General features: G+C 59.6%; 18 protein-coding genes and 1 tRNA gene. 17 read left to right on the top strand and 2 right to left on the bottom strand.

The window, feature by feature from the left end; translation table 11 throughout:
- The first annotated feature begins 65 nt into the window (after positions 1-65).
- The 7 genes from AC57B6_RS31050 to poxB all read left to right on the top strand — a co-directional run bounded on the left by AC57B6_RS31050 (position 66) and on the right by poxB (position 9,362).
- The gene (locus tag AC57B6_RS31050) at positions 66-1,988 is read left to right on the top strand and encodes a dipeptide ABC transporter ATP-binding protein (RefSeq protein WP_496422763.1); all 1,923 of its coding nucleotides are present in this window, start codon (positions 66-68) and stop codon (positions 1,986-1,988) included.
- Positions 1,989-2,087: 99 nt separating this feature from the next.
- A complete protein-coding gene (gsiB, locus tag AC57B6_RS31045; RefSeq protein ID WP_496422762.1) occupies positions 2,088-3,650 on the top strand; it encodes a glutathione ABC transporter substrate-binding protein GsiB in 1,563 nt (520 codons plus the stop codon).
- A 101-nt stretch (positions 3,651-3,751) separates the two neighbouring features.
- The gene (gene gsiC, locus AC57B6_RS31040) at positions 3,752-4,672 is read left to right on the top strand and encodes a glutathione ABC transporter permease GsiC (protein ID WP_030101158.1); all 921 of its coding nucleotides are present in this window, start codon (positions 3,752-3,754) and stop codon (positions 4,670-4,672) included.
- Positions 4,673-4,679: 7 nt separating this feature from the next.
- Positions 4,680-5,585, top strand: a complete 906-nt coding sequence (gene gsiD, locus AC57B6_RS31035) for a glutathione ABC transporter permease GsiD (RefSeq protein ID WP_496422761.1) — start codon at positions 4,680-4,682, stop codon at positions 5,583-5,585.
- Positions 5,582-6,643 carry a DmpA family aminopeptidase gene (locus AC57B6_RS31030; RefSeq protein WP_496422760.1) on the top strand — a complete coding sequence of 354 codons (1,062 nt, stop codon included), beginning with the start codon at positions 5,582-5,584 and terminating at the stop codon, positions 6,641-6,643. Before gsiD ends, AC57B6_RS31030 begins: the two co-directional genes overlap by 4 nt.
- A 9-nt stretch (positions 6,644-6,652) precedes the next feature.
- Positions 6,653-7,486: a M55 family metallopeptidase gene (locus AC57B6_RS31025; protein ID WP_028197866.1), complete on the top strand. Its 834-nt coding sequence runs from the start codon at positions 6,653-6,655 to the stop codon at positions 7,484-7,486.
- Between the two features lie 151 nt (positions 7,487-7,637).
- The gene (poxB, locus tag AC57B6_RS31020) at positions 7,638-9,362 is read left to right on the top strand and encodes a ubiquinone-dependent pyruvate dehydrogenase (protein WP_491563550.1); all 1,725 of its coding nucleotides are present in this window, start codon (positions 7,638-7,640) and stop codon (positions 9,360-9,362) included.
- A gap of 43 nt (positions 9,363-9,405) precedes the next feature.
- Here poxB and AC57B6_RS31015 read toward each other — a convergent pair whose 3' ends face one another.
- Positions 9,406-10,392, bottom strand: a complete 987-nt coding sequence (locus AC57B6_RS31015) for an alpha/beta fold hydrolase (RefSeq protein ID WP_030101162.1) — start codon at positions 10,390-10,392, stop codon at positions 9,406-9,408.
- 214 nt (positions 10,393-10,606) lie between these two features.
- Here AC57B6_RS31015 and AC57B6_RS31010 point away from each other — a divergent pair, with 214 nt between their 5' ends.
- Positions 10,607-11,992: an amino acid permease gene (locus tag AC57B6_RS31010; protein WP_028197863.1), complete on the top strand. Its 1,386-nt coding sequence runs from the start codon at positions 10,607-10,609 to the stop codon at positions 11,990-11,992.
- A gap of 234 nt (positions 11,993-12,226) precedes the next feature.
- Here the strand turns inward: AC57B6_RS31010 and AC57B6_RS31005 are convergent.
- Positions 12,227-12,319: transfer RNA gene (locus AC57B6_RS31005), tRNA-Leu, on the bottom strand.
- A 34-nt stretch (positions 12,320-12,353) separates the two neighbouring features.
- On the opposite strand from AC57B6_RS31005, the gene AC57B6_RS31000 reads away from it, so the two are divergent.
- The 9 genes from AC57B6_RS31000 to AC57B6_RS30960 all read left to right on the top strand — a co-directional run bounded on the left by AC57B6_RS31000 (position 12,354) and on the right by AC57B6_RS30960 (position 25,552).
- On the top strand, positions 12,354-13,451 hold the full coding sequence (locus AC57B6_RS31000) for a site-specific integrase (protein ID WP_496422759.1): 1,098 nt from the start codon (positions 12,354-12,356) through the stop codon (positions 13,449-13,451).
- Positions 13,452-13,946: 495 nt separating this feature from the next.
- Positions 13,947-14,924: a hypothetical protein gene (locus AC57B6_RS30995; protein ID WP_496422758.1), complete on the top strand. Its 978-nt coding sequence runs from the start codon at positions 13,947-13,949 to the stop codon at positions 14,922-14,924.
- A gap of 607 nt (positions 14,925-15,531) precedes the next feature.
- Complete coding sequence (locus tag AC57B6_RS30990) at positions 15,532-17,025, top strand: DUF3696 domain-containing protein (RefSeq protein ID WP_496422757.1); 1,494 nt, start codon at positions 15,532-15,534, stop codon at positions 17,023-17,025.
- Positions 17,026-17,034: 9 nt separating this feature from the next.
- Positions 17,035-18,021, top strand: a complete 987-nt coding sequence (locus AC57B6_RS30985; RefSeq protein ID WP_496422756.1) for a hypothetical protein — start codon at positions 17,035-17,037, stop codon at positions 18,019-18,021.
- A gap of 638 nt (positions 18,022-18,659) precedes the next feature.
- Positions 18,660-20,018 carry a metallophosphoesterase gene (locus tag AC57B6_RS30980; protein WP_496422755.1) on the top strand — a complete coding sequence of 453 codons (1,359 nt, stop codon included), beginning with the start codon at positions 18,660-18,662 and terminating at the stop codon, positions 20,016-20,018.
- Positions 20,015-21,049 carry a GTPase-associated system all-helical protein GASH gene (locus AC57B6_RS30975; RefSeq protein ID WP_496422754.1) on the top strand — a complete coding sequence of 345 codons (1,035 nt, stop codon included), beginning with the start codon at positions 20,015-20,017 and terminating at the stop codon, positions 21,047-21,049. The genes AC57B6_RS30980 and AC57B6_RS30975 overlap by 4 nt, the downstream gene beginning before the upstream one ends.
- Positions 21,046-22,065, top strand: a complete 1,020-nt coding sequence (locus AC57B6_RS30970; RefSeq protein ID WP_496422753.1) for a TRAFAC clade GTPase domain-containing protein — start codon at positions 21,046-21,048, stop codon at positions 22,063-22,065. Before AC57B6_RS30975 ends, AC57B6_RS30970 begins: the two co-directional genes overlap by 4 nt.
- Positions 22,062-22,913 carry a TRAFAC clade GTPase domain-containing protein gene (locus tag AC57B6_RS30965; RefSeq protein ID WP_496422752.1) on the top strand — a complete coding sequence of 284 codons (852 nt, stop codon included), beginning with the start codon at positions 22,062-22,064 and terminating at the stop codon, positions 22,911-22,913. Before AC57B6_RS30970 ends, AC57B6_RS30965 begins: the two co-directional genes overlap by 4 nt.
- Positions 22,853-25,552, top strand: coding sequence for a GAP1-N1 domain-containing protein (locus AC57B6_RS30960; protein ID WP_496422751.1), 2,700 nt, complete (start codon positions 22,853-22,855; stop codon positions 25,550-25,552). The genes AC57B6_RS30965 and AC57B6_RS30960 overlap by 61 nt, the downstream gene beginning before the upstream one ends.
- The last annotated feature ends 175 nt before the right edge of the window (positions 25,553-25,727 follow it).

The raw sequence follows: 25,727 nt of genomic DNA, 5'->3' as shown, positions 1-25,727 counted from the left end.
TTGCACTCCCGTTTGAGCTTTTGCCTGAGCCACCGTTAGCCGCGTTCGAAACAAAAGGAACCATCGTGCCGACTTCATCGCACACCGCCCGTCCGCTTATCGAAACCTTGCCGCCGCAACGCGTGCTCGCGGTCGACGATCTGTCGGTCGCATTTCGCAGCGGCGAGAAGACCTTCAACGCGGTGCGTAATCTCTCGCTGACGGTCGAGCGTGGCGAGACGCTGGCGATCGTCGGCGAGTCGGGTTCGGGAAAATCGGTGACATCGCTTGCATTGATGCGGCTGATCGAGCATGGCGGTGGGCGCCTTGCCGGCGGCAGCATCGCCTTCCGGCGCCGCGACGGCAGCGTGCTCGACCTTGCGAAAGCATCGTCCGGCACGATGCGCTCGATTCGCGGCGCCGACATCGCGATGATCTTCCAGGAGCCGATGACCTCGCTCAATCCGGTATTCACGGTCGGCGATCAGATCAGTGAAGCGATTGCCTTGCATCAGGGCAAGAGCCGTTCGGCCGCGCACGCCGAAACGCTGCGCCTGCTCGAACTCGTCCGGATTCCGGAAGCACGCCGGGTGGCGGCACGTTTTCCGCATCAACTGTCGGGCGGTATGCGCCAACGCGTGATGATCGCAATGGCGCTGTCGTGCAAGCCCGCCTTGCTGATTGCCGACGAACCGACCACCGCGCTCGACGTCACGATTCAGGCGCAGATTCTGCAATTGATTCGCGGCTTGCAGGACGAGATGAACATGGGCGTGATCTTCATCACGCACGACATGGGCGTGGTGGCTGAGGTGGCCGATCGCGTGCTGGTGATGTATCGCGGCGAGAAAGTGGAAGAGGGGGCATCGGACACGCTGTTCGCCGCGCCTTCTCATCCTTATACGAAGGCCTTGCTCGCCGCGGTTCCGCGACTGGGCGCGATGGAGGGCACCGATCAGCCCGCCAGGTTCCCGATTCTGACCATCGAGCAGGCGGCGCTGAATGGCACCGATGGAGCCGTGCGTCCGGCTGCGGCTGTCGCCGAAGAATCGCAACCGGTGATCCACGACAGCACGCCGCCGATTCTGCGCGTGCGCGATCTGGTCACGCGTTTTCCGGTCAAGAGCGGTATATTCGGACGCCTGACGGGGCGCGTGCATGCGGTCGAGAAAGTCAGCTTCGATCTGCGCCCCGGCGAGACGCTCGCGCTGGTCGGCGAGTCGGGTTGCGGTAAATCGACTACAGGCCGTTCATTGCTGCGCCTGGTCGAAAGCCAGAGCGGTTCGATCGAATTCAATGGCAAGGAAATCAGTTCGTTGACCGGCCCGGCGTTGCAAGCGCTGCGCCGCGATATCCAGTTCATTTTCCAGGACCCGTTCGCTTCGCTGAATCCGCGCCTGACGGTCGGCTTCTCGATCATGGAGCCGCTGCTTGTGCATGGCGTGGCTCAAGGCGAAGAAGCGCAGGCGCGCGTTGCCTGGCTGCTCGACAAGGTCGGCTTGCCGCGCGAAGCCGCGCGCCGCTATCCGCACGAGTTTTCGGGTGGGCAACGGCAACGCATTGCGATTGCGCGCGCGCTGGCATTGAACCCGAAGGTCGTGATCGCCGACGAGTCCGTGTCCGCGCTGGACGTTTCCGTGCAGGCGCAGATCGTCAACCTGATGCTCGATCTGCAACGCGAACTCGGCGTCGCGTATCTGTTCATTTCGCATGACATGGCGGTAGTGGAGCGCGTCAGCCATCGCGTGGCGGTGATGTATCTCGGCCAGATCGTCGAGATCGGTCCGCGCCGCGCGGTGTTCGAAGCGCCGCAGCATCCGTATACGAAGAAGCTGATGGGCGCGGTGCCGGTTGCCGACCCGGCGCGCCGTCACGCGAAACGCATGCTTGCCGCCGACGAGATTCCGAGCCCGATTCGTGCACTGAACGATGAACCGGTCGTGGCGCCGCTAGTGGCGGTGGGACCGGATCATTTCGTGGCGCAGCATCGGGTCGGCGGCGCTTACTAGGCCTGAACGAGAAACCCGAGCGCAGTACCAGACCTGAACCGAAGCAATTTTCTCTCGCAGCACATAACCCTGTTTCATTTCGCAGCCTGGAGCAACCTCATGAACCTGCTGGTCCCGTCTTCTCCGTTTCGTTTGCGCGCGCTGGTCAGCGGCGGCGCGATGGTGTTCGCGATGCTCGCGGGCAATGCGGCGCACGCCGATACCACGGCCGTGATGGCCGTTGCGTCGACCTTCACGACGCTCGATCCGTACGACGCGAACGACACGCTCTCGCAAGCCGTCGCCAAGTCGTTCTATCAAGGCCTGTTCGGTTTCGACAAGGACATGAAGCTGGTCAACGTGCTGGCCGACAGCTACGAAGCGAGTCCGGATGCGACGGTCTACACGTTCAAGCTGCGCCACGGCGTGAAGTTCCAGGACGGCACCGACTTCAATGCGGCTGCCGTCAAAGCGAACTTCGACCGCGTGACCGATCCGGCGAACAAGTTGAAGCGCTACAACATGTTCAACCGGATCGAGAAAACCGAAGTGATCGATCCGTACACGGTGAAAATCACGCTGAAGGCGCCGTTCTCCGCGTTCGTCAACGTGCTGGCGCATCCGTCGGCGGTGATGATTTCGCCTGATGCGCTGAAGAAATACGGCAAGGACATCGCGTTTCATCCGGTGGGCACGGGTCCGTTCGAGTTCGTGAAGTGGGACCCGGCAGGCGACCTGACAGTGAAGAAATTCGCCGGCTACTGGAAGAAGGGTTATCCGAAGATCGATGCGATCGACTGGAAACCGGTGGTCGACAACAACACGCGCGCTGCGTTGATGCGCACCGGCGAAGCGGATTTCGCGTTTCAGGTGCCGTTCGAGCAGGCCGCGCAATTGCAGTCGAGCCCGAAGGTGGATCTGATCGCGTCGCCGTCGATCATCCAGCGCTATATCAGCCTGAACGTCAACCAGAAGCCGTTCGACAATCCGAAGGTGCGTGAAGCGCTGAACTATGCGGTCAATAAGGACGCGCTGACCAAGGTCGCGTTTGCCGGTTACGCAACGCCGGCCGACGGCGTCGTGCCGCAAGGCGTCGACTACGCGGTGAAGCTCGGCCCATGGCCGTACGATCCGGCGAAGGCGCGCGAACTGCTGAAGGAAGCAGGCTATCCGAACGGTTTCGAAACGACGCTGTGGTCTGCCTATAACTACTCGACCGCACAGAAGGTGATTCAGTTCGTGCAGCAGCAACTGGCGCAAGTCGGCATCAAGGCGCAGGTCGAAGCACTTGAAGCAGGCCAGCGCGTCGCGAAGGTGGAAAGCGCGCAGGACCCGGCAACCGCGCCGGTGCGGATGTATTACGCCGGCTGGTCGTCGTCGACGGGCGAAGCGGACTGGGCGATTACGCCGCTGCTCGGCTCGGTCTCGTTCCCGCCGAAGATGGTCAACACCGCGTACTACAAGAACGATACGGTCGACAGCGACCTGAAGCAGGCGCTCGAAACGACCGACCGCACCAAAAAGGCGGCGCTCTATAACGATGCGCAAAAACGCATCTGGGCCGACGCCCCGTGGATTTTCCTCGTCAAGGAGAAGGTGGTGTACGCGCGCAGCAAGCGTCTGTCTGGTGCGTATGTCGCGCCGGACGGCTCGTTCAATTTCGACGAGATCGCGATCAAGTGATGGGTTGACCGCCCGGCGTCGCGTGTTCCAGACACACACGCGGCCCGGGCGGCTGCTTTTCGACGAATCTTCGTTGCCTGCCTCATTGCCGGATTGGTTTCATGCTGAACTTCCTCGTCAAACGTATCTTCGGCCTGCTGCCGACGCTCTTTATCGTCGCCGTGCTGGTGTTCCTGTTCGTGCATCTGCTGCCCGGCGATCCTGCGCGTCTCGCGGCAGGTCCCGAAGCGGACGAAGCAACCGTCGCGCTGGTGCGTGCCGATCTTGGCCTCAATAAACCGATGCCGGAGCAATTCGTCAACTTCTTCGTGAAGATCGCTCACGGGGACTTCGGCACGTCCACGCGCAGCAAGCGGCCGGTCAGCCAGGAAATCGGCGAGCGTTTCATGCCGACGCTGCTGCTCACGCTCGCGAGCATGGTGTGGGCGGTGGTGCTCGGCATGGGCATCGGCATCGTCTCGGCGGTGTGGCGCAATCGCTGGCCGGACCGGCTCGGCATGACGCTCGCGGTGTCGGGTATTTCGTTTCCCGCGTTCGCGCTCGGCATGCTGCTGATGGAAATCTTTTCGGTGAAGCTCGGCTGGCTGCCTATCGTCGGCGACGGTTCCTGGCAGAGCTACGTACTGCCCTCGCTCACGCTTGGCGCAGCAGTAGCGGCGGTGATGGCGCGCTTCACACGCGCTTCGTTCGTCGAAGTGATGAATGAAGATTTCGTGCGCACCGCACGCGCCAAGGGTGTGCCCGAACGGCTTGTGATCGTCAAACACTGCCTGCGTAACGCAATGATTCCTGTCGTCACGATGATGGGGCTGCAGTTCGGCTTTTTGCTGGGCGGCTCAATCGTGGTCGAAGTGGTATTCAACTGGCCAGGGCTTGGACGTCTGCTGGTGGACGCCGTGGCCATGCGCGACTATCCGGTGATTCAGGCTGAAGTGCTGTTGTTCTCGCTCGAATTCATCATCATCAACCTGGTTGTCGACGTGCTGTACGCCGTCATCAACCCGACTATCCGTTTCAAGTGAGGCCCGCATGAGCATCTCAGCTACCGAGGCGAATGCGGCCAAGGCCGCTCTTGTAGAAAGCGCGATCCGCACGCCGTGGAGTGAATTCTGGCGCAAATTCCGTAAGCAGCATGTGGCGCTCGCCGCCGGCATTTTCGTGCTGCTGCTGATCGTGGTCGCGATCGTCGCGCCGCATGTCGTACCGTACGATCCGGAAAATTTCTTCGACTACGACGCGTTGAACGCAGGGCCGTCAGCCGCGCACTGGTTCGGCGTCGATTCGCTGGGCCGCGATATTTTCAGCCGCATTCTGGCGGGTTCGCGCATCTCGCTCGCGGCCGGTTTCCTGTCGGTGGCGATCGGCGCGGTGATCGGCACGTTTTTCGGTTTGCTGGCCGGTTACTACGAAGGCTGGTGGGACCGCATCACCATGCGCGTCGCCGACGTGCTGTTCGCGTTTCCCGGCATTCTGCTGGCGATCGGCGTGGTCGCGATTCTCGGCAACGGCATGATCAATGTGATCTGCGCGGTGGCAATTTTCAGCATCCCGGCGTTTGCGCGGCTCGTGCGCGGCAACACGCTGATGCTCAAGCAACTTACGTATATCGAAGCAGCGCGCAGCATCGGCGCATCGGACTGGACCATCATCGTGCGGCATATTCTGCCGGGGACGATTTCGTCGATCGTGGTGTACTTCACCATGCGCATCGGTACCTCGATCATCACGGCGGCGAGCTTGTCGTTTCTCGGACTCGGCGCGCAACCGCCGACGCCGGAGTGGGGCGCGATGCTCAACGAGGCGCGCGCCGATATGGTGACCGCGCCGCATATCGCGCTGTTTCCGAGCCTGGCGATTTTTCTCACCGTGCTGGCTTTCAATCTGCTCGGCGACGGTTTGCGCGATGCGCTCGATCCGAAGCTCGACCGCCCATGAGTTCGGCTGAAGCTTCACGCGAAGGCGCGCCGCATATCGGTGTGCTGCAGCGCGGCCCGCTTGGATCGATTGCCGATGTGAAGGGCGTGACGGTCGGACATTGCACGCTCGATGACGGAGCGGTGCAAACCGGCGTCACCGTGATCCGCCCACACCCTGGCGATCCTTTTCTCGCGAAGGTGCCCGCGGCTGCTTCGGTGATCAACGGTTTCGGCAAAAGCATCGGGCTCGTGCAGGTTGAAGAACTTGGCGTGCTGGAGACGCCGATTGCGTTGACCAATACCTTTGGTGTTGCCGCGCTCGCGCAAGCGCAGATTCGCGCTGCCATTCATGCCAATCCGCCAATCGGCCGCGAATGGTCGACCGTCAATCCGCTGGTGTTCGAATGCAATGACGGCTACCTGAACGATATTCAGGCTTTGGCGGTAAGCGAGCAGCATTACAACGACGCCTATGAGGCGGCGACCACAGACGTCGCGAGCGGTTCGGTCGGCGCGGGCCGCGGCATGTCGTGCTTCGACCTGAAGGGCGGAATCGGCAACGCATCGCGGATCGTCGACGTAGCAGGTCAGCGTTATACGGTCGGCGCGCTGGTGTTGGCGAACTTCGGCCGCCTGCCGATGTTGACGATCGACGGCACGCCGCTGGGTCGCGTACTCGCCGAACGCGCAACCCGAGCCGCCTCGAAACCCGAGCAAGGCTCGATCATCATGATCGTCGCCACCGACGCGCCGCTCGACGCCCGCCAGCTCAGGCGTCTGTCATTGCGCGCCGCAGCGGGTCTTGCCCGAACCGGTTCGGTATACGGCCACGGCAGCGGCGATATTGCGCTGGCGTTTTCAACGGCCTACACCGTGCCGCACGAATCCGATTTCGTCGCGTTGCCGCCCATGCTTGCCGATGCACGCCTCGATCCGCTATTCCGCGCCTGCGCGGACAGCGTCGAGCAGGCGATCGTCGATGCGCTATGGTGCGCGACTTCGGTCACGGGGCGCGACGGCCATCGTCGCCTGTCGCTGCACGACACGGCCCCAGACCTCGCTCAACTTCTCAACTGAACCTTGCTGATGAAAGTCCTGATTTCCGCCGACATCGAAGGTGTGGCCGGCGTGTTCCACCCCGAGCAAACGCGCGCGGGTAATGGCGAATACGAAGCTGCGCGCCGCTGGATGACGCTCGAAGCCAACGCCGCGATCGAAGGCGCATTCGCAGGCGGCGCGACTCACGTGTGGGTCAACGACTCGCATGGCGGTTTCCGCAATCTGCTACCCGATCTACTCGATGCGCGCGCCCAGGTCGTGCTCGGCAAACCGCGTACGCTCGGCATGATGGCGGGCCTCGAGTACGGCGCGGCGCTGGTGTTCATGATCGGCTATCACGCCCGCTCTCAAACGCACGGGATTCTTTCGCATACGATCAACAGCTTCGCGTTCGCGCGTGTCTCGTTGAACGGTGTCGAAGTCGGCGAGGCCGGATTGTATGGTGCGCTGGCTGAAGAATACGGTGCACGGGTCGCGCTTTTATCCGGCGACGATGTATTCGCCGAGGAAACCGCACCGCGCTTTCCAGGCGCGCGTTTCGTGATTACCAAAAGCGCGACGGGGCATGCAAGCGGCGTGACGCAGACGCCGGCGAGCGCCCGTGCTGCGATTGAAAACGCCGCGCGCGAAGTGGTGCGGCATCACATCGACGAGGGCCATGCGCCGCAAGCCACGCGCGCTGCCGTAAAACCTGTCGAATGCGACTTGCGTGTGCAGACCACCGCGCTTGCCGACCTGTTCTGCCAATGGCCGACGCTCACGCGCGTCGATGCCGTCACATTGCGCTTTGGCGCGGAGTCGGTCGAACATGCGGTGCGCATGCTGAACTGCCTGTCGGCCATGTCGTTCATGCTGCGTTGAGCCGTATGACGAAGCGGGACACCAGGCAAACTCGGCCATTACCAAGCTTACGTTTCCGTAAAACGCTAGCGGCGCGGTGACACGTTTCGCGAGGAAGCGGTACGCTCTGGCATTCCAGAGGTACCGTCTCTCTCACTTAGCGGAGCACAGCATGGGTAAGCAGACTATCGCGGATTATCTGGCCAGAACCCTGGCGGCAGCAGACGTCGAACGGATTTGGGGCGTGACGGGCGACAGCCTGAACGGCCTGTCCGACAGCTTGCAACGGCTTGGCTCGATTCGCTGGATGCATACGCGCCACGAGGAGGTCGCGGCCTTCGCCGCCGGTGCCGAAGCCGCCGCCACAGGCAAGCTCGCCGTCTGCGCGGGCAGTTGCGGCCCAGGCAATCTGCATCTGATCAACGGCCTGTACGACTGTCACCGCAATCACCAGCCGGTGCTTGCCATCGCCGCGCACATTCCCTCGTCGGAGATCGGTCTCGGTTACTTCCAGGAAACGCATCCGCAAGAGTTGTTCAAGGAATGCAGCCACTACGTCGAACTGGTGACGAACCCGTCGCAGTTTCCGCGCGTGCTGGCGCGCGCGATGCATACGGCGATCGAAGAACGTGGCGTCGCGGTGATCGTGCTGCCGGGCGATGTTGCGCTCAGCGAAGCACCCGACGAAACACCGGCATGGACCGGCACGCTCGAACGCTCGAGCGTGGTGCCCTCCGGCGCGGATCTCGACCGGCTTGCCGATCTGCTCAATCAGGCCGGCGGCGTGACGCTGCTATGCGGCAGCGGCTGCGCCGGCGCGCACGACGAAGTGGTGGCCTTCGCCGATCAGCTCGCTGCGCCCACCGTGCATGCATTACGCGGCAAACAATACGTGGAGTGGGATAACCCGTTCGACGTCGGCATGACGGGTCTGATCGGTTTCAGTTCCGGCTATCACGCGATGATGTCGTGCGACACGCTCGTGATGCTCGGCACCGATTTTCCGTATCGCAACTTTTATCCGTCGCATGGCAACGTGGTGCAGATCGATCGGCGCGGCTCCGCGCTCGGCAAGCGCGCGCCATTGAAGCTGGGTCTTGTCGGCGACGTCAAGGCGACCTTGCAGGCACTGCTGCCGCTGATCAAACGCAAGACCGATCGGCGCTTTCTTGAGAACGCCCGCAAGCACTACGCCGATACACGCAAGGACCTCGACGATCTTGCCCGGCCGTCTGATCCAGGGCGCGCGATTCATCCGCAATATCTGACCAGCATCGTCGACAAGGTGGCGAACGAAGACGCCGTGTTTGCCGCCGACGTCGGCACGCCGACGCTTTGGGCCGCGCGTTATCTGACGATGAACGGCAAGCGCAGTCTGCATGGCTCGTTCAACCACGGTTCGATGGCCAACGCGATGCCGCAGGCGCTGGGCGCACAGGCGGCCGAACCGGGGCGCCAGGTGATTTCGCTATCGGGCGACGGCGGTTTGTCGATGCTGCTCGGCGATCTGCTCACCGCGCGTCAACTGGATCTGCCCATCAAGGTGGTCGTGTTCAACAACAGCACGCTCGGCTTCGTTGCGATGGAGATGAAGGCCGGCGGCTACCTTGAAAGCGGCACCGATCTCGCCGCCACCGACTTCGCGGCGATCGCGCGCGGCGCGGGCATTTATGGCGCGCGGATCGAACTGTCGGAGAATATCGAGCCGGCCTTGCGCGAGGCCTTCGCGCATCCCGGGCCCGCGGTGATCGATGTGGTGACGGCCAAGCACGAACTCGCACTGCCGCCGAAGATCCAGTGGGCGCAGGCGAAGGGTTTCAGCCTGTACATGCTGCGGGCGGTGCTCAATGGCCGCGGTGACGAAGTGGTCGAACTGGCGACGACGAATCTACGCTAACGGACGTTGGAGCCGGCCGCGCGCGGTTTACTGTTTTGCTGTCTTACTGTTGCCGGCTCAACTCGCGCGCGGCGCGATCGATCACATCCGCCACAGCACCCGCGTGCGACACCGACACGAGATGGCTCGATGCGATCGGCACGATCTTCGCCCCCATCCGGTCGGCCATGAATTTTTCGACGGCGGGCGACACCGCGCGGTCCCGTGTGGTCAGTACGTACCACGACGGTTTCTCTCTCCACGCGACCTGGCTGACTGTTTCACTGAACGCTGTCGCGGCGATTGGGACTTGCGCCGTGGCCAGTACGCGTGTGAGATTTTCGGGTACGTCGGCGGCGAAGTCGGCATGGTATTTCGTGCGGTCGAGCCACAGGAAGCCCGCCGGGTCCGCGACGATGCTTTGACCCGCGGGCATCGGCGCCGCGCGCTTCAGCAGGTCCGTGGTCGATTCATGCAGGTCGGGCGCAATCGCCGCCACATAGACGAGACCCGCGACGTTCGGTGCGTTCGCGCCGGCTTGCGTGATCACGACGCCGCCCCATGAGTGGCCCACCAGAATGGTTGGGCCATCCTGGCGCGCGAGCACACGGCGCGTGGCCGCGACATCGTCGGCGAGCGACGTGAGCGGGTTTTGCACCGAACTCACGTGATATCCCTTCTGCTGCAACTTCGCGATCACGCCGTTCCAGCTCGATCCATCGACGAACGCACCGTGAACCAGCACGACGTTGTGCACAGGGCCGGTCATTGGCGCGGCGGGTGGTGCGGGAGCGGCGGCTCCTCGCGTGGCGGGTGCGGCGGGCGTGGGGACGGTCGCAGCAGGCGGCGCGGGCGCCGCAGGGATTGCGGGCACCACGGCTGGCGCGGCGGATGGCGGGACCGGGACCTCCGGTGCGCTCGCCTCCATCCCGGGCATGTCGGCCGGTTCGGCGGCGGGTTCTGCCGCAGGCGCGGCGGTTTGCGCGAGCGCGGCGCCCCCGGCGAAGCAGAGACACAAAACAGCGGCGCAAAGCAGACGTTTGGGCGACATGTTGAATCTCCGCAGGCTGAGACCTCGACTAGGGCAACATACCGAAGCGCTTCGCCAGTGACAATCACTATCCTCGCCGTTAAGTGCGGCGCAGAACCAAGCGCGGGTTGGCCCCAGTATTGAGCAAATATCGGCCGCGGTAAAATTTCAGGTTCTGCCGGGGCGGGCCATAAGTCTGATCGGGCGATTGATATCCATACACTGGGGCGCAATTTTGAATAGTGCACAGCAGCAAGACGGCCTGAAGCGCGGGCTTAAGAATCGCCACATCCAGCTGATCGCGCTGGGCGGGGCAATCGGCACCGGCTTGTTTCTCGGCTCCGCCAGCGTATTGAAGGCAGCCGGCCCGTCGATGATTCTCGGTTACGCGATCGGCGGCATTATTGCCTTCATGATCATGCGCCAGCTTGGCGAAATGGTCGCGCAGGAACCGGTTGCCGGTTCGTTCAGCCACTTCGCATACAAGTACTGGGGCGACTTCCCCGGTTTTCTGTCCGGCTGGAATTATTGGGTGCTGTACGTGCTCGTGAGCATGGCCGAGCTGACCGCGGTCGGCACGTATGTGCATTTCTGGTGGCCAGGGGTGCCCACATGGGTCTCCGCGCTGGTGTGCTTCGCGGTAATCAACGCGATCAATCTTGCCAACGTCAAAGCGTACGGCGAAACGGAATTCTGGTTTGCGATCATCAAGGTGGTAGCGGTGATCGGCATGATCCTGTTCGGCGGCTATCTGCTGATCAGCGGCCACGGTGGCCCGCAAGCGTCGATTACCAATCTCTGGGCCGACGGCGGCTTTTTCCCGCACGGTTTTCATGGCCTCTTCATGATGCTCGCAGTCATCATGTTTTCGTTCGGTGGCCTCGAATTGATCGGCATTACGGCGGCTGAAGCGGCCGATCCGCAGAAGAGCATTCCGAAGGCGGTGAATCAGGTGATTTACCGGATTCTGATTTTCTACATCTGCTCGCTAACGGTGCTGCTCTCGCTGTACCCGTGGAATCAGGTGGCGGCTGGCGGCAGCCCGTTCGTCATGATCTTCTCGCAGATCGGCTCGACGCTCACCGCGAATGTGCTCAACGTGGTGGTGCTGACTGCGGCGCTGTCGGTGTACAACAGCGGCGTGTACGCGAATAGCCGCATGCTCTACGGTCTCGCGGAACAGGGCAACGCACCGCGTGCGCTGATGAAGGTCGACCGGCGCGGCGTGCCGTACATGGCGATCGGTTTGTCGGCGCTCGCCACGTTCACCTGCGTGATCATCAACTATCTGATTCCCGCCGAAGCACTCGGTTTGCTGATGGCGCTGGTGGTTGCCGCGCTCGTGCTGAACTGGGCGCTGATCAGCCTGACGCATCTGAAGTCGCGCAAGGCGATGGTGGCGGCGGGCGAGACGCTCGTGTTCAAGTCGTTATGGTTCCCGGTCAGCAACTGGATCTGCCTCGCGTTCATGGCGCTGATTCTCGTGATTCTGGCGATGACGCCGGGCCTCTCGGTTTCGGTGTGGCTCGTGCCCGCATGGCTCGTTGTGATGTGGGCAGGCTATGTGTTCAAGCGCCGGCGTGCGGCGCTGCATGGCGGCGCGCGGGTGGCCGGGCAGTAAGGCATGCGGGTGGCGTGAGCGGCGGAGGTTGCGCGCTCACGCCGTTTGCGTTTTCCGTGCAGCGCGCGGTCAGCAGGATCGATTCAGATTCTGTGGTGCGCTGACGATTTATCCCGCCTGATGTTTCTGGAGCGCAATCGGGACGCCAGAAACAACAAACCCCGCAGACAGCAGGCGCTGGCGGGGTTTGAGAATAAAGCCGAATAGCGGTCAATCGGGATTAAGCAAATTCTTTGGTGCCCAGGGCCGGAATCGAACCGGCACGCCTTGCGGCGGGGGATTTTGAGTCCCCTGACTTTGATGGCGGAGAGGCCCACTGTACAATCTGTTTCCAATATTCCGGCCGAATTACTGGGACAAATTGAGAAAAAACAAGACAATCGAACGGGGAATCTACCAGCGCGGCTCGTTCTCATTCCAGGTCAAGCTGATGGTCGACGGACACCGGATCGTCGGGACGTTCGACTCGCTCGACGAGGCGAGGGCGTTTCGGGACTCAAAGCGCGCTGCGTTGACGTTGGATCCGGACGCGAAGCGTTTGCTCGAAACACGTGCGAAGCGCAACGATGTGAAAGCAGCGACGCTGTCGACGATCCTCGACCGATACAAGAAGGAGATCTCGACGAAAAAAAAGTCGTCGGAATCCGAGGCGCATAAGATCGCCCGGATTCAACGCAGCGCACTTGCGAAAAAGAGCCTTTACCGCATCACTCCGGAGGACGTTGTTGCCTTCCTCAATGGCCTGCACCGAGAACAGCGCGGGCCGATGAACGGAGCGGCGCTATCCGATTCCACCAAACGTAAGCTCGCTGCGCTTCTGTCGCACGTCTTTATGATCGCGCGGAAGCGCTGGCGGATGGACGTCAAGAATCCTGTAGGGGAGATCGAGCTGCCGCGTTCTGGGCGGTCCCGAAACCGCCGACTGGAAGAAGGGGAGGAACTGCGCTTGTTCGCCGAGCTCGCGAAGGCTCGTAAAGCTGCCGTGGTGCTACCGATGGTTAAGCTGGCGATCGAGACGGCCATGCGGCAGGGTGAACTTCTCGGGCTGACCTGGTCGGACTTGCGGATAATGGGTGACCATGGGACAGCTATTCTTCACGATACGAAAAACGGTGAGGCGCGGATAGTTCCTTTGACGGCTACCGCTTGCGAAATCCTCGGCAACATGCCGCGACCGCTGAAAGGTGGCCCGATTTTCCCGATAAAGACGTCTGAGTTGCGTTCAGCTTGGGAGAAAGCATGCGAACGCGCCGATATCGAAGGGCTTCGATTTCACGATCTAAGGCACGAGGCTACAAGCCGGCTGTTCGAATTGGGGTTGGATCGAATCGAGGCAGCCTCGATTACCGGCCACAAGACGCTACAGATGTTGAAGGATTACACCCATCTACGTGCCGAAGGGCTGGCGCGAAAGCTAAACAAGGCGAAGTTGCCGCCGGAGCCGGGCAATGCGAGCTGATGGAAGTCCTTCGGGTTGAAGATGCAAATTCGTTCTTACGGCCGCCGGCCGCGGCAGATGTTAAAACGTGGCCCGATTATGCCGCCGGCGCCAGCGTCACGGTCGCAACGATCCGGTACCTTAAGGTTCTGGACCGTGCGATTAGTAGCCAGATCTTGTGTTGACTCTGGCCAATTGATTAGCCACCGTCCTCCTGCAGAGCTTTAGCCTACAAGCGGTTGCGTAGGCTCGCACGCAATTCTCCCCTGTAACGCCGCTGACTAGATCGTTTGGTTTGTAGATATGACGATCACGATGGACGCTTAACAGACATCTCACTGGGAATAACCGCGATCTGCCTTCGTTTGCAGTTATGCAGCGTCTCGCCATAATTGTTAATCAGAATGCATTTTTCGACGCGGTCTGCGTGCTCGTGATCAGGTCCGTCATCACAATCACTTAAGAAGTGTCGACGACAAGCCGTAAAAGCGTTATCCGCCACAACCGCAACAATCAATGCAATACACTAGCCAAGATCAATATTTTCCTGTTTGGCCTCGTGAGGGCGAACCGTTCGACGCCGTCTCTGCTCGCATCAAAGCCCAAAAATTCACTATCGATGACGACCTTCTTTACGCGTCGTTGATGTGGACCACGGACATCGGAAATGATCAAAGAATGAATGGGGTATGGCAATCAAAGCACTCCACGGGTTACGTGCTCCTTACGTTCCTCGTTCGACAAGCGCTGGGTTTGTATCGATTCCCATACTGCGAAGACCGAATCCTGTCGGGGTATATGCCCGACGAGCGGCGGGTCAACTTCGCAACTTTGATTCAAACCTTGTCGCCTGAACGGGTTGCTGCGCTAGTCGCGGAGATCCGCGCGCTTTATTCGCATACTCAGAAATGTCTTGCGGGCGCCGGACTCAAAGCCGTGACGCTGGGGCGCAGACTTTATTGCCAGTCGGGAGGCAATATGGCCCGAGCTGATTACGGGCACACATTTGTCGCGCTTTGGCGATCCGCCAAAACTCTAGGCTTGAGGGAAATCTCTGTCGAGATGGACTCCCTGAACGCGTTTGGTGACGATGGTGCATACCAGCACTTCCCAATCGCTTTACGCGTAGAAGTGCCCGCTACCGATATCCTATATTGCACGAATCTGGTTGCGAACCGCGAAGAACCAGAAGGAAGTTTCCATAAGCGAGGCGCTGGTGAGTCAGGGGAGTGGCAAGTCATCAACCGTTCTCCCACGGGCGTTGTGGCGCTTCCAGTTGACGCGATTCATGTTGATGAAGACAAGCTTCAACCGTGGAAGCGGTACACGAATCCGGACCACGCCCGAAAGTTCTTGGAAGAATATATGCCCGTGCATGTCGAGCCGACCAGAGGGCGATTGACAGCACATCGTTACACCGGAAGGGGCTACACGCATACAACTTGGGGCAAAATCGCGGGTGCGTGGGGCATGCTTCGAGGACATTTCGACTAGCATCTAGTGCAGCGCGGAACTCATCAGGTGTATAAGCCAGGACGTCATCGGTCAGACACCGTCAGATCCGGCGACGGCTGCTCAACCATGCAGGTGGTGAAAGGCGGCATCCGACCCACTTCGGCCCGTCGACCCAGGACGATCTCAACGGCGGCTCCCAAGGTACAACGGCCGCGCGTCGATCTGCATAAGGAGGTGGGCGCAATCACGAATCTTGGGGCATGCGCCAGCGTTCGCTGCTTATCTCTGCGGACACGGATCGAATCACCATCGCTGTCTCGAAACGTATTTTCCTTCCTGCGAGCAAGTGGATCGTCAACAAAATGTGTCGAATCAGATTCACCCCGACCCAGAGTTGGCCGCCTCTCCTCTATCTCCCACGAGCCTAAATTTCTCGAAAGATCTAAAGTAGCATTCCAACAGGCCGTTAACCCTTTGATGGGACGGTATGTGCCCGACGCTGGATGCATCTAGAGTAGGTGCCGAACATTTGGTCGCGAAAGGCCGTGGCAGAAAGACGATCCGGCTCTGTGCGGCAGATCGTGTGCTCGGTGATTAGTGGTGACCGTTCCACAAAATTCAAGCGTCCCTCGCTAGTTGAATAAATATGATAAGTGAACTCAGGATTCGAAATTTCAAGGTTTTTGGTGCAAAGCAGCATTTAAAGCTGGCACCGATTACTCTAATTTTTGGCCCAAACTCAGGCGGAAAAAGTACCGTTATTCAGTCACTCCTCCTTCTTAAGCAGTCAATTGAAGCTTCGCAGGGGGTAGCCCAGCGATTCCTCACGCCCAACGGGCGCTGGGTAGATTTGGGCCAATCGAAATCCATGCATCATCTTCATCGGCTTGAGGATGGAATTGAGCTTGGGGTAACCTACACCAATAGAAACCTCAGCTCTCCATTCCTGAAGCCAAGCGACACATATTCGCTGGATACCTTGTTTCGAGATTCCGGAAATGCACACTCTCGACCGCTTCCAGAGCTGGTCGAAGCGCAGTTCTCGCTGCTTAGCAAGGAGGGGGGAGGCTTCGGCACAAATATTGAACGTTCTTTCCATTCGGATAGCCGCATTCAGCGGGACGAATTCGACGATCAACAGTACCGAGAAAATCGATTTCGCTTTCGTTCATACGATGATGCGACTAGCTTGATGCGATTTGCTGCAGAGCGACTGCCGGCGATTGCGCAGCGATCTCGAGTGTTAGATGCCTTGGCAAGGCGTGATTTCGATAACTTGCGTATTTCGTTCCGATCCCCCCTGTCTGTCGGTGGCGGAACTTTTTTGCCCAGTTTTATACGCAGCCCTCAAGAAAAGGCGCTTTCTTCGTTTAATGGTCCGTTTTCAGAAGTCAATCGGCTATTGACTGGCTTTGCTCGAAGCTATGAACGAGCATTTTCTTTGATTTCATATTTGGGTCCGCTGCGGTCTCGCCCCAAACGGATTTACGAATTTTCGCGGCAATATACAAATACAGTGGGTGCCAGCGGTGAATTCGCCATTGATGCCCTTGCACAGCGGAATCAACCAGATGACGTCGATGTTTCGATCGTTGGATTGGTCAATGAATGGTTCAATTCGTTCGAGATCCCGTACACGGTCGAACTCAGCGGCGTTGGCGACGAAGTTTTGGGAGACATAGCCAAACTTACTCTAGTTGATAAGCGTACAGGTGTGCGCGTTGCTGCAACGGACGTGGGATTCGGAATCGGTCAAATTCTGCCGGTCGTGCTGGAAGGCATTCTCGCATCAGGTCCCCCTGGGCGTCCCAAAGCTCGTAAAACCATTTGTGTTGAACAACCCGAACTGCATCTGCATCCTCGCCTGCAGGCCAATATAGCGGACTTCCTCATAGACACGCATGAAGTTGGCGGCTGCCAATGGATTATCGAAACACATAGCGAGTCGCTCATGCTGAGATTGCAAAAGCGAATTAGAGAAGGGCGATTGAGCAGGGATAAAGTTGCGGTCCTCTACGTGGATCCAATCGGAGCCTCAGGAAGCGAAGTTAAACCACTTCAAATGGACGAGGCAGGAAACTTTATAGATGAATGGCCTGGCGGATTTTTCGAAGAGTCCTTTCGCGAGATGTTTTTCTAATATCAAAACATGCCAGTAATTTTTTCTGTCGACCCCGAGGCTATTACTGACTCGGCAAATGATCTTTCTCAAATCGTAGAGATGCATCGCCGGGTACTTCTTGATTGGAGGGATCTCGGTCTTTTAGTGCATCCCGGCGCGAAATTGAGTGAATCGCCAATCCTTAAGGCTATAGAGCAATTGCCTGTCGCGGTAAAGAAGCTTTGGTTTATGGCACTTCGTTATAACAAAAGGAGAGCATGCACTGCGCCTTGGAGCGGAACTTTCGAGGAAGACACCTGCGCTTCGTTACATCGGGAATGGGAACTTGCTCTGTTGCAATCAGCACGGGCTACTTTGATTGCAGACCTTGAAGACGATCAGATTAGCAAATGCATTCCTGCGCTTGGAGGAATGGAAATATGTCGCTTTCACGGATTCGGACAATCAAAGAAGATGACCGAGTCAAGGAGTGCAATGACCAGTAGCTTACAGGCCGGAGCAAACTGTCGGGACGAGTGGGCACGCCGATACGGAAGTTGGGTCCGCGCATGTGATACAGCCTCCTTGGTTGATCGTTACGCGTTGAAAGACCATGTTCACTGCGAAAAAATCGGAAAGAAATCTGGTCTGTGGCTTGCATTAAATAGTTTTTTTCTCCGAAAAAGGGAAATGCCGGTTGGTCTGGAAATCATCCTCGGGGATCAAGATATTGGATTTTCTGAAATCGAAGACTTTTCTGAGCGCCTAGAAAGAGATCTTGCAGGTGGGGGAATAAGGTCGCTTAAGCTTATCATTGCACCAGACTCGGCTTTTAGGGACCATTGTCACCATCGATATATGCGATGCGACTATGCAGTGTTCGGATTCGATCTCGGATTTTCCGCATTCTCTGGGGACCAGATCGGCAAGGATTGTGTCGTATGGAAAAAGGACCGTGCCGAAGACCCTATCTTCGACGGCTCCGAAAAACATCTGATTCAGTCGTGCAGCACCAAGAAGGTAATCTTTTCTTGAGGGGACGTCCGCCACAAGAAATCAAGCCGAGGCAGTGATATGCATGTCGACACGTCGACTGTCCTATCCGGTTTCCGTCTATCCCATGCCAGTCCGGCGTAGTTCGCCGCAGCGCATCGATAGCGGTGCGGCCTTGGCATCACGTACTCAGATCGGCGCGTGAAGCAACGTTCGCTTTCGGCAATCGAATGCCCGTTTGCTGGGCGGAGCGACCGTTTGAATGTCCGAGCGGCGCGACGAACGAGTGGCTCTTCATGGCCGAACTGGGACCGACAACTAACACCGTCTGTCAAATCAAGTCCAGACTTCTACACATCAGGCAATGACGGGCGTCGATGAGCGCCGCCGTGGAGTTGACCGTTCCACCTCGACCCATTCCAGACATTCGTTCATCGATCTTGAAACCGCTGCTTTTGACAGAAGCAGCGGTTCCCTCGCTACAAGCCAAACGCGCACTGTCACGCCCTTGGCTCTCATCCTCGGACCGGCACCGGCCAGTCGGGGAGGTGCGGAAGTTACTCCGTCAGCGATCGTCGGTTCCTTCAATAGGCCCGCTCTAGCCCCACGATCCGTAGAAATGGGATGGGTCAGTAGCTATACTCTCGGTCGGCGCTCGATGTTAATGACTTGGAGGGTAAATGTCGGCGATTTTCGTCCATGTTTCGGACATTCACTTCGGACAGGAACGTGATCATTCAGTTCACATCCACGACGACGTGAAAGCCCAATTGATCGAGGACGCGGCGGAGGTCGTGGCGGGTCTTCCCGGCGGTGCCGCACAGGGTATCTTGGTAACGGGGGACATCGCCCAATCCGGCACTTGGGATCAATATGAGGTCGCAAGTCGTTGGCTCGACGAACTCGCCGACCGTATCGCGTGCCCTATTCACCGTGTGCAGATGGTCCCGGGTAACCACGATCTCGACCGGGCGAAGTTGTCGACCGGGGGCTCGCAGCTTCTGGATTTCATCCGTGCGGGCGGACCCGCCGAGTACGAAAAGGTTTTTTCGAACCCCTATGACCGTGCGGCTCTGCTCGCCCGTTTCGATGACTATGGCCGCTTCAGCTTCGGCTATCGGTGCGGCCTCGACGAGGAGGCCAAGTTCGCCTCGAACCTACGCATCGAGGTCGGGCCCGGTCGCTGGATCAGGTTTGTCCGCCTCAACTCGTCGTTATTGTGCACCGGCAACGAGCGCGAAGATAATCCCGAGTTGATGATTGGCTCGCGACAGTTCACGATCCCGAAAAAGGCCGGCGAGGAGAACATCGTCCTCGTTCACCATCCGCTGCATTGGTACAAGGATTCAGCGGACGTGTGTCAGTATGTCCGCGCGAGAGCGAGGGTGTTCATTTCCGGTCACGAGCACAACCCCAAGGTCGATGTCGACACCGTCGTTGATGGGACCGATGTCCTGATGCTCGCGGCAGGCGCTGCCGTTCCTTTTCGATCGAACGAGACCTACACCTACACCTACAACATCATCGAGTTCGACTGGGATGAGGCAAAGGATGCGCTGGCGGTTACCATGCATCCTCGTGCTTGGAATCCCTTGGAGACCTGTTTCGAAGCCGACAACAAGCGACTCGGTGGGAAAGAACCCCGATTCACTTTAGGATCGCCCAATTTCAGGAAGTGCGCAAAGGCCGCAACGGCTGTCGACCGTGCGACGGTTGGTTACACTGATTCGCCGGCCGAGTTCGTCGCCGAAGAGGTCCCGGCGGAGAGCGCTGAGACCAGCGAGGGAGAGATGCCGCTCATGCAGCCGACTGTCGAAGGCTACGAGCTAGCGCTGCTCCGGTTCTTCCGTGATCTGGTTGAGAGCGAGCGGCTCCGGATCTTGGTTGAACTCGACGCCATCCCCTCTGACTTCGATGAGCGGATGACGCAGGGAGTGGAGCGCATGCTATTCGACTGGCTGGTTGGCGAGGGCCGGCTGCCGGACGTGATTACGCAAATTGAGAAAATGACAGTGGAACGGAAGAAGGGGAACGCGTGACTGACAACTTTCCAGTGCACCTGCGAATCACGGGTCTGGTGCCATCAAACGACGACGTTGATTCACGTAGGGCGGCAGTCGCCAACCTGGCGGCCACATGGGGCAAGATCAAGGACGCCAACGGGATCATCGAAAAGGCGGCCGCCATCGCCAAATCCCTCGGTGGCGACGGTGTACCGGAGGCGGATTTCGGCACTGAGATCCAGACCGCCGTCCAGAAGCATGCCTCCGCGTTCCTCTATGCCGAAAAGCCACTCGAGGTCGGCGTCTGCGCTGGCATGGCTGCCGTGTCGATGATGAATTCAGAACCTGGGAACCATGGCTGGACGATCGTGGACGTCTACACGAACGCGCTTTGGTCCGCGCTCGCCTTCCAGCCTGTTCTCGGGGAAGAGAAGCGGGAAAATCTGCGACGCGAGGTTTTTGATCGAGCGCAGCGGCGGAGCCTGGACAGTGCCGAGAAAGCGCGAGAGCGCACCACCGTTGCCGAGCCGATCGAACTCATTGTAACGATCGCCGAGGAAGATAAAAAGGTCACGACGAACTTCAAGAAGGCGGCTATCGACACGATCGAGGCGCTTCGCCGTAACGCGACCCTAGATCGGGAGGAGATCGACTTCATCTGGTGGTCGCAGCTCAGCCGCAGTAAGCTGCTCGACCGGCCGCTGGCGCAGATCTCCGAAGCGCCCCGACTTGTCGCATCCGGAATCGAGGCTTCCAACCAGCTGCGTCGCCTTCCTGCACAGGTGCATCGCGATCTCGTCCTGCGCACCGTGGACGCGGATCCTGAACTCGATCTGGCGGAGCTGCTCGCTGAGATTGGGGAAGATCGAAACGCTCTCGCAGGCGGTACCCAAAAGCAGACGGTCACTACCTATCCGACCGTTTTCCCGCTTCTCAACGCTATCGTCACAGGTGCGGCCGAGTGCGAGGGCGCAAAGGAGAAGCGCAGGGCATCTACCTGGGGTGCCCGTGCCCTCCTGGAGGGCGCGCTTTCTAGGATGATGGCGGTGGGGATTCCCAGCAAATGACTTCGGCCTGCAACTTCGAGGGTTGCACCTTCGGTGAGACGGGCGCCTGCGCCCTAGAGCGCGATCCTGCGACCTGCGATCATCGCGTCAATGCCGCTAACGAACACACCCTCGCCAAGGCGCAGCTATCGGTCGACGCTGCCGACAGCGACATCACTGGCTCGCCTGTGCTTGAGCGTCCGGCGGGGGCGGCGACCTTTCCGCCCAGCCACACGCTCGGCCCGGACGCGGTTTCGAGCATGATGTCGTCGCGCTACGTCACGATCGTGGGCATTCTCGGCGATCCCGATTCGGGGAAAACGGCGTGCCTCGCGAGCACCTATCTTTTGGTCGCCAACGCCATGCTCAAAAACTGGACGTTCGCCGATAGCAAGAGCCTGATGGGGTTCGAAGAAATTGCCCGGGGCGCACGCGACTGGAACGAAGGTTCGCCGCCTGACCAGATGACCATGCATACTGAGATGACCGACGATCGGCGCGCGGGCTTCCTTCATCTGCGCCTTGTGCGAAAGTCAGACGGAAGGCGTGTCGATTTGGCATTGCCAGATCTTCCGGGAGAGTGGACGACCAAGCTGGTGACGAACGCCCAATCGGATCGCCTTGAGTTCATGAAAGCGGCGGAGGTGATATGGATCGTACTGGACGGTCGCGGGCTAGCGGACAGGGAGCGTCGTCAGGGGATAATTTCCCGTGTCGGGCAGCTCGGCGGCCGACTGAAGACGATGTTTCGCGATCGCCTTCCGCGCGTGATGATCGTCATTACCCACCGGGATGACGGCGAGGTTGTGGAAACGGTATCAGTGCGTCTAATAGCAGAGCTGCAGCGGAAGGAGGTCGAGGCGGCCATTGTGGAGGTCGCCCCTTTCTCCGGTAACGACGCGGTGCGGGCTGGATTTGGCATTCCTGATCTCATCGACGCCACTGTCGGAGCGGCGCGGCCGCCACCTGACTTTTGGCCGGACAGCGCCCAACGCGAGAACCTGCGATCATTTATCAGCTACAGGAGGGATCGATGAGCCGCTCAGTCGTTCTGCTCGGTGGCCCTGACTCAGGGAAGACCAATTACATTGGCCGAGTGTGGCCTGCACTCGACGCCAAGAAGGGCACTCTTCAGATCGCCCAGCAACCAGACGACATCACATTCGTGCTGGAGGTGACCGATCACCTCAATTCTGGAAACTTTGCCCCGCGAACGGATCTTGCCGACGCGCGTCGGGATTTCGAGGTGATCGTCTCGGAGGAGAAGGGCGGCGCAGAGACGTCGATCGTCATCCCCGACATCTCTGGCGAGCTATGGCTCAACGCAGTTAAGCATTACGAGATTTCCACGGATTGGATGGACGAGTTGCGTCGTGCCCACGGCGCAGTGCTGTTCGCCCGCGTCGCCTCCGATCAGGATGTTCGGCCGCTGGACTGGGTTACCTCCAAGAGGATGATGTCGAAAATACGGACGCCACAGGATCCGGGTCTACCGACGCAGGTCATGCTGTGCGAACTGATTCGCTTTCTCGAGATTTCGCTCGTTGATCGCCCAGATGGTGGACGTCCTCGCGTTTCGATCGTGGTCAGTGCGTGGGACCTTGTCGACCACGAGAAGTTCGGTAAGGGGCCACGGGCGTGGTTGGAGCATGAGTATCCGTTGCTCGCGGGCCGGCTCGGCGATGTCACGCGGCTCAACATCCGGGTTTTTGGGCTGAGCGTGGTGGGCGGAGACCTGAAAACCGACAAGGAGTGCCGTGACGCTGTGCAGGAGGGGGGATTGGATGGTCGCGGTTGGGTATCCGTCCAGGATGCCGGTGGAGAGTGGGTTCGGAACGAAGATCTGACGCTTCCCATCGCCTGGGTGATCGGTGCCCGAATGTGACTGTGATCGATCGTCAAGTCCATGGATACCGGAAGGGCCATCAGCTACTCGCCGGATCCGTACAGCTCTCAAGAGAAGATCAGTCAATGATCGACCAGCTGTCGGACGTCGCGGGCCCATTGCGCCCGCGCGAGAGGTTCGAGCCTTATCTGACAGGATATCCGCTTCCGAGCGGCAGCCACTATGTGTTGGCCAGGACGTGGCAAGATCTCACGGTGACTCGTGCCGGATGCGTGCGGACCATAAGCCTGATCATTCCCGCCGCTAGCTGGGCCGCCGCCGAGGACCTCTCACCTTTCATCGAGCTTCTCGATTTCGACCGGCTGCCGGAGGACAAGGACGCCAAGTCGGTGACGCTGCCACCCGCGTCGATGAAACCGCTTCCGCCCGCGGCGGACTTCAACGGGAGTGAGCTTCTGGAGGCACTCTTCCTTGAGGATCCGGGCCCGGTGGTTGTGTTCGACGCAATATCGCCGGAACTAGTGGCGACGCGTTTGCTCACGTCCCTCTGGACATCCATGCGCCGGCGGTTCGCCGTATCGACGTTTGCGCTATCGCCGCGCAAGATCGGCGGTCGGGATTTCAACCTCGTCTTTGCACCGAAGGACGCTCGCTCCAAGTTTTCGGATTGGGACGGCAGACGGATAGATGGACGCTCGTCGCAGGACGCACGTCATCGATGGACCGGAACGATCGTCGGTCGCGTTTTCGATGCCCCCCATCCGCGGTTGCTCCCTTCGGGTGACGAAGGCATCGTGGCCGAGTTCGGCGACGCCGGTGATCACGCCGCTGCGCTCCGCATCGCGCTGCTCTGGGACGAGCTGCTGATGAAGCTAAATTCGACGCCAACGGCGGCGCTGGGGCTGCTCGACATCGCAAATTCGGGGAAGGTGCGCGGGAGCTTTGCGTTGAAAGCACTGGAACCGTCACTCGCGGACGCGGTTCGACGCGCGCCATTCGTCCTGCCCCAAGACGAGGCTTGGAACTTCCTCGCCGCAATAGCGAGCAAGATGAATGGGCGATCGATTCCACTCGGGATCGAAGCGGTCGGCCTAGCGGTCGCTGATCTCGCCGGACGCGCACCTGAGGGTGCCGTCGCCCTGCTTTCTCATCCGGACGATCGAGGTATCGTGAGGAGATTGCTTCCGATCATCGCGAACGGCATCGGTGACAACTTCACGAATCGTGCGGAGCAGGCGCTCTTGTCAGCTCCTCCGGAAGTGCTCGGAAGTCTTGTGGCCGAAAGCGCCCGGCTGGCTGAAAAGGTCGCGAACGCCCCCCCCTTGATCGACCGCTTCAGTGAGATTCTTCCGCAACTCAATGCTCTCCTCGCCGCCGCGGTCGGTCAGGAACTGCTGCCGCATCTGGTGCTGGACTGGCAGTTTCCGGCCGCTTGGCCGCTGGTAAAGAATCTTGACGGTGAGCAACTGGCGGCCGAGTTACGACACCTCGGCTCCGTCAACGATTTCGCTGCGCCCAATATCGCAGAACTATGCCTTCGGCAGGCACGTGAAATCGGTGCGAAACGAACGATCCTATCCACGCTCAGCGGCTTGCCGGGTTCCGAGCGTCGCGACGATTTGCTCGCTCGCGCCTTGGATCCTTCAGTTGAAGACGCGGCGTGGCTGCTTGAAAACGCGGGATTGTCCGTCGATGATTCGATGAGGCTGCTTACTGCTCTGCTTCGGCAGGCTGATGATCAACAGCTTGAGGCGATTCTCAGTGACGGCTGGATTGGAGCGGACGCCACTAGAGTCGCGGCACAGACGGCACCTGATCTTCTACAGCGAATCATCTTCATCGATGCCATCTCGCTCGAAGTATTCGTTCGCCTCGTGGGCAGCGTCTTCGCGGATGCTAATGCGGATGAAAAGGTGACTATCAGCGAGAGAGCGCTTCAGCGCTGTCTTGGTCAGCATTTCGGCGGTGACGAAATTGCCTTCATCTGTACTATGCTTGGCGGTGTGGGCGAACGCCTTGATGGCGCATGGGCTGCACGCTTAGGTTTTGCGCGCGAGGTCAGCGCGTCGATCGCAAGCCGTAACATGGTGGCGTTCCACAATGCGCCGCAGTCGGCGCGCCTCGCAATTGTATTGTCGATCGTGGATGTGGCGCAGCTTCTTCGCGATAGACGTGCCTTCGATCTTGACGAAACAGCTGCGGACGCGTGTGCTCAGCTCCTGTTGGAGGCAGAGCGGACCGCCCCGCGCGCGGCGCTGTCCGCTGCCGGACATCTCCTTCCTGTGGTCATGCGGCAGCGGGAGGGTCCTGTCTCTCTCATGGTCGTTGCGGCGTTCCCGATGATCTACAGCGAGTTGGCGAAGAAGGACGATGCCCCAGAATTGCTGAAGTTCGTGCCGTTTTTTGATTGGGATCGGTGTAAGGCTGCTCGGCAGGAGCTGGTGTCCGCCTTCATGTCGTCGTCCTGGGCGCCAGGCGATCTTGCGCTCACAGCGTGTCGCTGTTTGGATGTTTCGAGAATTCTGCGCAGGACTTCGAAGGCCTATGGCGGAGAGGCATATCTCAACCGCATTGCATCGGACCTCTCGCGATTGCCGGATGAATGTCGTAGATCTGTTGAGGAGATAATCGCTTCTATTCGAATGGACCGGTCTTCGAAATATGACTGGAACGATTGAGGAACGAGAATATGAATAAATCGCGGGCGGCGGAAGAGTCGGCTAGGATTTCGCCGGGTACGGTTCGGATGGGATAGTGTTGTGCTGAGGGGCGTTCGGCCTTGACGGCCTGCCCTGCGACAGGTTTGTGACGGGGCGTCGAGAAATCTATAGGTTACTCTGGTAGCGATAATCC

This window comes from Paraburkholderia sp. BGA-UO-ETr-F12, assembly GCF_059567945.1.
The sequence above is the reverse complement of the archived record's forward strand: the minus strand, read 5'-3'. Positions and strand labels throughout refer to the sequence as shown.